General features: G+C 45.8%; 1 protein-coding gene. It reads left to right on the forward strand.

Annotation, left to right across the window (positions count from 1 at the left end; all coding sequences use genetic code 11):
* The coding region (locus FTT87_RS15785; protein ID WP_257230602.1) for a phage tail tape measure protein at positions 1–1,753 on the forward strand (1,753 nt) is incomplete at both ends.

The raw sequence follows: 1,753 nt of genomic DNA on the forward strand, positions 1-1,753 counted from the left end.
ACGCTGCAGATTAAAGGCAATGCCGGTCAGGAAATGAAAAAAATTTCCGATCAGCAAATTCAAGCGACAACTAAAATTAATCAGCAATGGACACAGATCGGTTCCGCTAATGCCAAGTTTGTACAAATAGCGAAAGCTGGAACTCAAGCCACTGTCAATACGGCACGCGCAGGTGAAAATTTATTGCGTACCAACCGGATGCTTGAGGGGGTGCTTCGCCAGCAATCAATTCAGACCAAGTTGCAAAGCCAACAGCTAAAACAACAACAAGCCAGTGCTCAGCAAATAGCGAACTGGATGAAACAGGTCGCGCAATCAAGCCGTCAAACCAAGCAAGAAGCCCAGCAAACCGTTTCACTCTGGCAAAAAGGAACCGCATTAGCTGGTGGTGCTACTGCCGGAGGTATGGTGGTATCTGGTGCTTTACAGAAGCCACGCGATTATGCTGAACAGATGACCTACATTGCAGCCACTGCGACAGGTGGGCAAGGTTTAACAGCAGAACAACGTTTAAGCAAAATTGGTACATTAGAAGGTTATGTAAAAGATGCCGTACGGACTGGTGGGGGTAAACGTGAAGATGTTGCTGCTGCCTTAAATGAACTGATCGCTTCTGGTAAATACGATGCCAATAATGTTGCACCTGCTTTAAAGGCCTCTGCCAAAACCGCATTTGCTGCTGGTGCGGATACCGTTGATGCCGCAAAAATGACGCTGGCAATGCAAAACTTTGGTGTAAAAGACTTAAGCCTGGCTCAGGATCGGGCTATGCGGGCTGGTCAGGTGGGGTCATTTGAATATAAGGATATGGCAAAATTCTTGCCCGAACAAATGGCAATGGCGCGTGCTTCTGGTTACTCCGGAGATGAGGGTTTAGTAAAATTATTGGCTTTAAACCAGGTGGCAAAAACCACTGCATCAGATAGTGCTACTGCCGGAAATAACGTAGTCAATTTACTGCAAAAACTTTCTAGTCGTGAATTTAGTGATTCAGTTTCTAAAGCAGTTGAAGATACAAGCGGACTTCCAACAAAAGCCGTTAAAAATAAAAAAGGTAAAGTCGTTGGTCAGGAATTTGACTGGGCCACCTATTCTATAGATCAAAGAAATAAGGGCGTTTATGGTGTAGAAGCTTTTGTAAAATTGCTAGAGCGCCAGCTGCAAGGCAATTCGCAATATTCTAAATTACAAAAAGAAGCCCAGGCAGCCAAGACACCAGAAGAACGCAAAGCCAAACTTGAAGACATGAGCAATATTGCCATGGGTTCTGAAATGGGGCAGATCATTGCAGACCGTCAAGCATTAATGGCGGCTATGGCCGCTGTCTATAATAAAGATAAGACAGTTGCCCTGGAAAAAGAAATTGGTAATGCTGCAGGTACTGTGGATGCCGATCTAAGCATGATCAAACAGACTGAATGGGCTAAAGATCAAGCAGCAAATCAAGAAGGCTTATTTGCTCAGTCTAAGGCTTATGATGCTGTATCAGGTTCATTAGGAAGTTTTAAAGATGTGATTACAGACACCGCTAAAGGACATGAAGCTTTGGCTGCTTCTGCCTATGCAGCAGCTGTTGCATTGGGTGCCGTGGCTGCTGCTGGTACGGTAGGTGCTGTTTTAGGTGGAGGTAAAGGTGGTGCTATAGCAGGTACTGTGGGTCGTGGTGCTGTAACTGCTGCTAGAATGGCAGCTCCGGTTGCTGCAGTCGCCGGTGCAGGTGTTGCGGGTTATGCTGTAGGAACTGGTATTCGTA

It is taken from the genome of Acinetobacter sp. YH01022 (genome assembly GCF_013420235.1).
Lineage (GTDB): Bacteria > Pseudomonadota > Gammaproteobacteria > Pseudomonadales > Moraxellaceae > Acinetobacter.